Annotated in this window: 8 protein-coding genes and 1 pseudogene; 3 read left to right on the top strand and 6 right to left on the bottom strand. The window is 57.7% G+C overall.

Annotated elements, in window-relative coordinates; genetic code table 11:
* Together AC1D0P_RS20865 and AC1D0P_RS20860 are read left to right on the top strand one after the other, a co-directional pair.
* Nucleotides 1-403 (top strand): hypothetical protein (locus AC1D0P_RS20865; protein WP_477678495.1); only part of this gene is annotated, 403 nt, incomplete at its 5' end.
* A gap of 164 nt (nt 404-567) precedes the next feature.
* On the top strand, nt 568-1,047 hold the full coding sequence (locus tag AC1D0P_RS20860) for a hypothetical protein (RefSeq protein ID WP_477678494.1): 480 nt from the start codon (nt 568-570) through the stop codon (nt 1,045-1,047).
* 133 nt (nt 1,048-1,180) lie between these two features.
* Here AC1D0P_RS20860 and AC1D0P_RS20855 read toward each other — a convergent pair whose 3' ends face one another.
* Nucleotides 1,181-1,849: a TetR/AcrR family transcriptional regulator gene (locus AC1D0P_RS20855; protein WP_477678493.1), complete on the bottom strand. Its 669-nt coding sequence runs from the start codon at nt 1,847-1,849 to the stop codon at nt 1,181-1,183.
* A gap of 129 nt (nt 1,850-1,978) precedes the next feature.
* Here AC1D0P_RS20855 and AC1D0P_RS20850 point away from each other — a divergent pair, with 129 nt between their 5' ends.
* Entirely contained in the window at nt 1,979-2,638 is a 660-nt protein-coding gene (locus tag AC1D0P_RS20850; protein ID WP_477678492.1) for an O-methyltransferase, read from the top strand.
* 378 nt (nt 2,639-3,016) lie between these two features.
* Here the strand turns inward: AC1D0P_RS20850 and AC1D0P_RS20845 are convergent.
* The 5 genes and pseudogenes from AC1D0P_RS20845 to AC1D0P_RS20825 form a co-directional block, all read right to left on the bottom strand.
* A pseudogene (locus AC1D0P_RS20845) lies at nt 3,017-3,693 on the bottom strand (energy-coupling factor ABC transporter permease).
* Between the two features lie 221 nt (nt 3,694-3,914).
* A complete protein-coding gene (locus AC1D0P_RS20840; RefSeq protein ID WP_477678491.1) occupies nt 3,915-4,241 on the bottom strand; it encodes a nitrile hydratase accessory protein in 327 nt (108 codons plus the stop codon).
* A 10-nt stretch (nt 4,242-4,251) separates the two neighbouring features.
* Nucleotides 4,252-4,881, bottom strand: a complete 630-nt coding sequence (gene nthA / locus AC1D0P_RS20835) for a nitrile hydratase subunit alpha (protein WP_477678490.1) — start codon at nt 4,879-4,881, stop codon at nt 4,252-4,254.
* A complete protein-coding gene (gene nthB, locus AC1D0P_RS20830) occupies nt 4,878-5,621 on the bottom strand; it encodes a nitrile hydratase subunit beta (RefSeq protein ID WP_477678489.1) in 744 nt (247 codons plus the stop codon). Before nthB ends, nthA begins: the two co-directional genes overlap by 4 nt.
* Nucleotides 5,618-5,749: CobW C-terminal domain-containing protein (locus AC1D0P_RS20825; RefSeq protein WP_477678496.1), on the bottom strand; the 132-nt coding region annotated here is incomplete at its 5' end. The genes nthB and AC1D0P_RS20825, both read right to left, overlap by 4 nt.

Below are 5,749 nucleotides of genomic sequence, written 5' to 3'. Positions count from 1 at the left end.
AGTGAAGAGGGCGGGCGTTATGCAAATTGTCGGGATCGTTTTAGCGATAGGTGTTGGACTTGTGAGTTGGCCGGCAGCGTTAGCACTGGGTGGATGGGGTTCTCCCCTGCGCGCTGTGGATTCACTTTTACTCTGGGCTCCCATTGTTGGCGCGGCAGCACCCATCGCTTTACTCCTATTTGTAAAAGGGGCGAAGGTGTCGGGGGCGTGGGTGGTGGCGTTGGCTCCGCTCCTCGGTGTGCTGAATACGCTTTGGAGTGTCGATCTCTATACGTCTTACCTTGGGCCCAGCCTTGCATCGTCTGACCCAATCCCGTGGGCATTCATGGTTTTTTCTGCCATGTGGCTGCTGCCCTGGCTGTATGTCATCAATGCATTGAGGAAGAAAGACAGCCTCGCTTGAACTTGTCGAATTGCGCCGAGGTTCGAACCCGTCTGCCGCGGACCTTGCGCTATAAATTGCGTTAAGCTCACGGAAAGACACTATGACAGGACGCGGCATCGCCGCGAATGTTGCCGGTCCAGCCATCTTCGCGTTAAGCGACAAATCCTTCCTCGAAGCATTACATGTTCTTTGACTTTCCATCGTTTTCGCTGGTGATGTTCGTCATTTTTCACGGCGTTGCCTTTGGAGCCGGTCTGTACGAGCAGCGAATCGTCGTTCCGCGCTGGATGGGAATTTCTCCCGGGGGTGCACGCTATCTTCATCCAGAGGCGATGCGAGCCGACGATTCCGGGCGCCGTTTCTGGGGCTTTGTCAGCACCGGACCCCTGAGTCTTTTGACGCTCATCAATTGCTATTTTGCATTCGCGAGTACGGGGCCCGTCCGTACCCTTTGGCTCGCTGCATGTGCGGTGACGCTGGTCGAGCGAATATTCACATTCGCCTTCTTTATTCCCAAAGCAATAGGGCTCATGCGCGGCGATGACTCGCCAACTGGGACGGCCCTGCGCACCGCAGCAAAATGGCGCTCACTCAACTGGCTCCGCTTGGTGCTCTCGCTTGCAGGTTGGCTACTTGCACTTCTTGCGTACGGCGCTCGCTGATWCACACCTGATATAAATATCGCCACTGCACCTTACCCTTGGTCCCGGTTGCCAGTTGAATTCCGTCGAAATCTGATCCCCTCAAATCAGAATTCAACAGCATAGCTTGCGATTTAACATTGGGCGGTCTGCTTCATCCACCATTCCGCCCACTCGGGGGGCGTTTCGACTCAGCGGCACGCAAATGCTTGAGGTAGGCGCAGAACATGTCGGCCATTGCGTCCGCGTAGACCTTGATCTCTGCGTTTGTGCGGCTGCTTTCCGAAAAGTCCTTTCCGGCAGCGCTGAGAGTGGCGGTAATCAGATCGCCGGCCAGCACACGAGTTACCTGCGGCGCCTTGGGCAGCGCCTCCCGCATGAAGGCTTGAATAATTCGGTCTCCCGACGCCTTCGCCGCGTGTGCTTCAGGCGCCTCGCGGTAGAGCGGTGCAGCGTCACTGAGCGCCACCCGCATTCCAGCCTCGTCACACTCTGATCGAATGAAGGCGTGAACCAGTGCCCGCAGCCTTTCAAGCGGCGCCTTCTGAACATCCTTCAGGATGCTGCTCAGCATGTCTGTCGTCTGCTGCCACTCGTCGCTTTGCAGCCGGAATAGGATCGCCGCCTTATTTGGGAAGTACTGGTACACCGAGCCGACACTAACTCCAGCTTTTTCCGCGACGCGCGCTGTCGTGAATCGATGTGCTCCTTCCTTGGCCAGAACCTGAGTGGCCGCTTCCAGAATTGCAGCGACGAGTTCAGTCGAGCGGGCCTGCTTGGGCTGTTTTCTCGAGGAAATCTGAGGGATCTGGCGGTCAGTCATGGCGGCGTGGCGTGTCCAAAAATAATGCGAATAGCAAATGCGAGGAATTCATCGTATTCTATGAATGCGACGAATTGATCGCATTTTATCGCGCGTTACGTAACGCTCACCCCCAGATTGGACACTTCAATGATTGCAACACTTACCTCTCCCCCGCTCGCCCCGTTGTTGGACAGACTGTTCGCGCAGGCCGATGCCGCCACCAGCCCGGCAATGGCAGGCGTTTCGCGTGAAGAGCGAGAACGCCTGATGCAAAGCAAGACGGAATATTTGAGTTTGTATGGGCTTCTGAAAGATTTATGGCTTCCGGTCTCGCGCGAAACCGGCGCACTGCTTTATATGCTGGCGCGCAATGCCAATGCTGCAAACATCGTCGAGTTTGGCACCTCGTTTGGTATTTCAACTCTGCACCTGGCTGCGGCACTGCGTGACAACGGTGGCGGCAACCTGATCAGCACTGAATTTGAGCCCTCTAAAGTGGCGCGGGCGCGGGAACATCTCGCCGAGGGCGGCCTGGCCGACTTGGTGGAAATCCGCGAGGGCGACGCACTGAATACCCTCGCGACCGATCTCCCCGAAAACATCGATCTGCTGCTGCTCGACGGAGCCAAGGCGCTTTACAGCGACATCCTGGATCTGGTGGGGAACCGCCTTTTGCCGGGTGCGCTGATCGTGGCCGACAACGCCGACCAGAGCCCGGACTACCTAACCCGGATGCGTTCGCCCGGCAGTGGCTACCTGTCCGTGTCGTTCGGCGAGGACGTGGAGTTGTCGATGCGGCTTGGCTAAGTCAACAACGCGTAGTGGGAATCCTCGCAATGGCACCATCGAGCTGCCGAATCTCCGACAGACCTTATTCCCACGGAACACGCTTGATTGTCATGAATAAAGTCCGTCGGAGAATTCCTCTAAGAGGAATGCCTTTCGATTACTTTTCCTGCCGTTTTTAACCTAGCAAAGTCCGTCGAAGTTTTCCGGGCTGCGCAAGAATTTTCGACAACTAAATGAAGTACGTCGAACACATCGCATTGATACGCCTTTACTTGCATTCGGGCGGCGATTTTCGGCGGTCAGCCGAGAGCATCTTGGACTTACGGCACATACCAGTCCAAGTTATTGTCCGCATCCCCCTCTGGTCAGACTTCAGCGGTATTCAACAAACTTTGATCAGATTGCGCGGTACAACCGCTTTTCCACCAACACCGTGCCTTGCAGCCGACGCCAAGCCTTGGCTGCTGCTAACACGCCGAGGTCTACCAGAGGCTCAACAAGCACGACGGCCATGTACGCCGCGCCAAAGCTGGCAATTTGGTTCAGGTTTTCAATACCGACACCGCGGCCATACAACGCCCAGAAGCCGACCCAGACCACAATACCGCCTTGATAGGCGACAGAGAGCTTGAACGCTTGCATGTATCCGATGTCAACATAAGCCAGCTCTTCCGGAATGATACGGCGCGCCAAGGCAGCAGTGGCAAACAAAGGCACCAGCAGGTAGTGACATTCATGCCGTATTGGGGAATGTCCTGAGGTTCGAAGAACAGGCCTTGGATCAACAAGCCGGCCGCGAGGCTGATGCAGGCAGGCGCCACACCAAAAACCAGCATCAACGTGGTACCCAGAATCAAATGCACTTCGGAACCCCCGACAGGATGATGAGGCAGTAGCTCAAAAAAGCTGAACACCAGCGCCGCGGCAATCGCAGAGCGCAGCAGCAAGGCGACAATGCCCTCATTCTTCAACATATCCAGCGCGAGCTTGGCGGTGTAGGCGAGCGCTGCCGCTGCAGTCCCGTAGCTCATAAGTATTTTGGTGCCGTCAACGAGACCGGGTTCGATGTGCATGGTGTATTTCCTCAACTAGCTAAAGACTCGCGCCAGCATCCCCGCCAGCGCCTGAGCATTACGACCGCGCGGCCGTTGCAGGCCGCGCGTTCACCTTGTTGGCCGGTATCCGGGCTGACGGAGCAAACTTCCATCGCCTTCCCAGGCTCGTGTTCAAAACTATGAGTCACGATCAAAGGCCAACGGCCATCGTTGCGTTACAACCTTTGGGCCGGTGCCTGCTAACTATCCAGTGCTTTGGTAACCTCGCCTATGGATGTCAACTGTTGTAGCTGAAGAACATTGAGCAGCGCCTCGAGAAACCGCTCGTAGTAATCCCACGGTGGCTGCGCTGAACAATCGAGTTGTTCCCAGTTTCCGATCGAGTGAATCAGTTGCTGGCGAAAATCCTCCCATTCGAAATGGCCCTCCTTGGACACCGCAAGCGCCAATCCAAAAAGCTGGCGTTGCCACTCCTGGCTGAAGTGCAACTTGCCATTGCTATGAGGTGGTGCATCAGCTTGCCCAAGCATGCGGGATGCGGCGTACTCTTCGAAGCGGGTAAACATCGCGTGAGCCTCAGATTGTCTTGGGCGCTTGTACCAGTGCGACGCCCATCATCGACTCGGGAGTGACCAGCGCAGCCAGCGCTTCCTCGCTTAAGCCTTCGGTATTGGCCGGCCGTTCCGGTATGACGAACCAGCGAATTTGCGCGCTGCTGTCCCACACCCGCACTTCAGCGCCTTCATTCACCGGAACGCCGAACTCGCGCAAGACCGCACGTGGCTCGCGCACGCCACGGGCGCGGAAAACCGGATCCTTGTACCAGTAGGGCGGCAAACCGAGCAGGGGCCACGGGTAGCAAGAGCAAAGCGTGCAAATGATGAGGTTGTGCACGCCGGGGACGTTCGCCACCGCTGCCATGTGTTCGCCCTCGGCTCCCGTCATGCCCTGCGGCAGTTGCAGCTCGGCGATAGCCTTGGGCGTATCGGCGAGCAAGCGCTCCTTGTAAGTGGGGTCGGTCCACGCCCGTGCGACGACGCGCGCGCCGTTGAAGGGGCCGGCGACCTTCTCGAAGTGCTCGAGCACGGCATCGACTGAGTCGCTGCCGATCACGCCTTTTTCGATCAGAAGGGTCTCCAGTGCGCGGACCTTTGCGGCGTTCGCCGCTTCGCGTTCCTCGTTGTACTTGAACAGGTCGTCGCTCATAGTCCTTCTCTCAGGTAAGCCTCGAAGAGGTCCGCATAAATCGTCGTGTTTGGCTCGGACATACCGGGCCCCCAGATGTCCTCAGCAGCAAACGCTACGCGGTACACCGGCATGGGTGCGCCAATCCCGTCGGGCCCTGTCGAGCAGAAGTACCCGAAAGCCCCTGAATACACCTCCATGACGGTACCCCGCTTGTTGCGCAGGTAGCCGGGTAGCCGGGTATGTTCCACTGCCGGCGGGTCGCCCACCCGAACCAGCTGGCGCTGGACGAACCGCGGTGCGTCGGGCAGCGTTCGAAGGGGAGAATCGCCGCGCAGCAGGTAGTCGACGATCTGTTGCTTGATGGGCTCGCTGGGCCTATCGGGCAGCGGTGCACCTGGCTCGGCGCTGTAATGCGCTGTCGCACGCGCCAGCTCGTCGCTGTTGAAGTAGCCTTTATCGACGAAGAACTGGGTGATGCCCATCAGCCACTTCTCGTAATAGCGGAACTTAAAGTACTCGAAAGGCTGCATCGCCTCGGCACCGGAGCGCAGCGACGCCCAGGTCCACGTTTCCTTGAACGTGGTCGGCAATGCAGCCACCGGATACTTCGGCAATGCGTCTGCAAGATGTGCACTTTCGGCCATCATTACGGTGTGGATGCCGAAAATCCGCTTTTCCCATTCCTGCACAAAAACGCGGATTTCTAGGCTGACAGGCCCGAGGTTTTCGAGGCCGCCCAGAGTGTGTTGAAGTTTCATGGTGTGGCACCATTTTGGCTAGAGGCAACGCAACCGAGGAATCCGTCGCGCAGCGAATCCACGTCCAGATTCCGTCCAATGAACACCAGCCGACTGCGGCGCGGCTCTCCAGGTCGCCAGCCGCGACC

It is taken from the genome of Polaromonas sp. P1_G2 (assembly GCF_056405515.1).
Note: the sequence above shows the minus strand (reverse complement) of the source record. Positions and strands in the feature narration are given on the sequence as shown.

Excerpts from the sequence above, each read along its gene's own strand:
- nthB (WP_477678489.1), bottom strand. The coding sequence starts at position 5,621 with ATGAAACTTCAACACACTCTGGGCGGCCTCGAAAACCTCGGGCCTGTC.
- AC1D0P_RS20850 (WP_477678492.1), top strand. The coding sequence starts at position 1,979 with ATGATTGCAACACTTACCTCTCCCCCGCTCGCCCCGTTGTTGGACAGA.
- AC1D0P_RS20855 (WP_477678493.1), bottom strand. The coding sequence starts at position 1,849 with ATGACTGACCGCCAGATCCCTCAGATTTCCTCGAGAAAACAGCCCAAG.
- AC1D0P_RS20860 (WP_477678494.1), top strand. The coding sequence starts at position 568 with ATGTTCTTTGACTTTCCATCGTTTTCGCTGGTGATGTTCGTCATTTTT.
- nthA (WP_477678490.1), bottom strand. The coding sequence starts at position 4,881 with ATGAGCGACGACCTGTTCAAGTACAACGAGGAACGCGAAGCGGCGAAC.
- AC1D0P_RS20840 (WP_477678491.1), bottom strand. The coding sequence starts at position 4,241 with ATGTTTACCCGCTTCGAAGAGTACGCCGCATCCCGCATGCTTGGGCAA.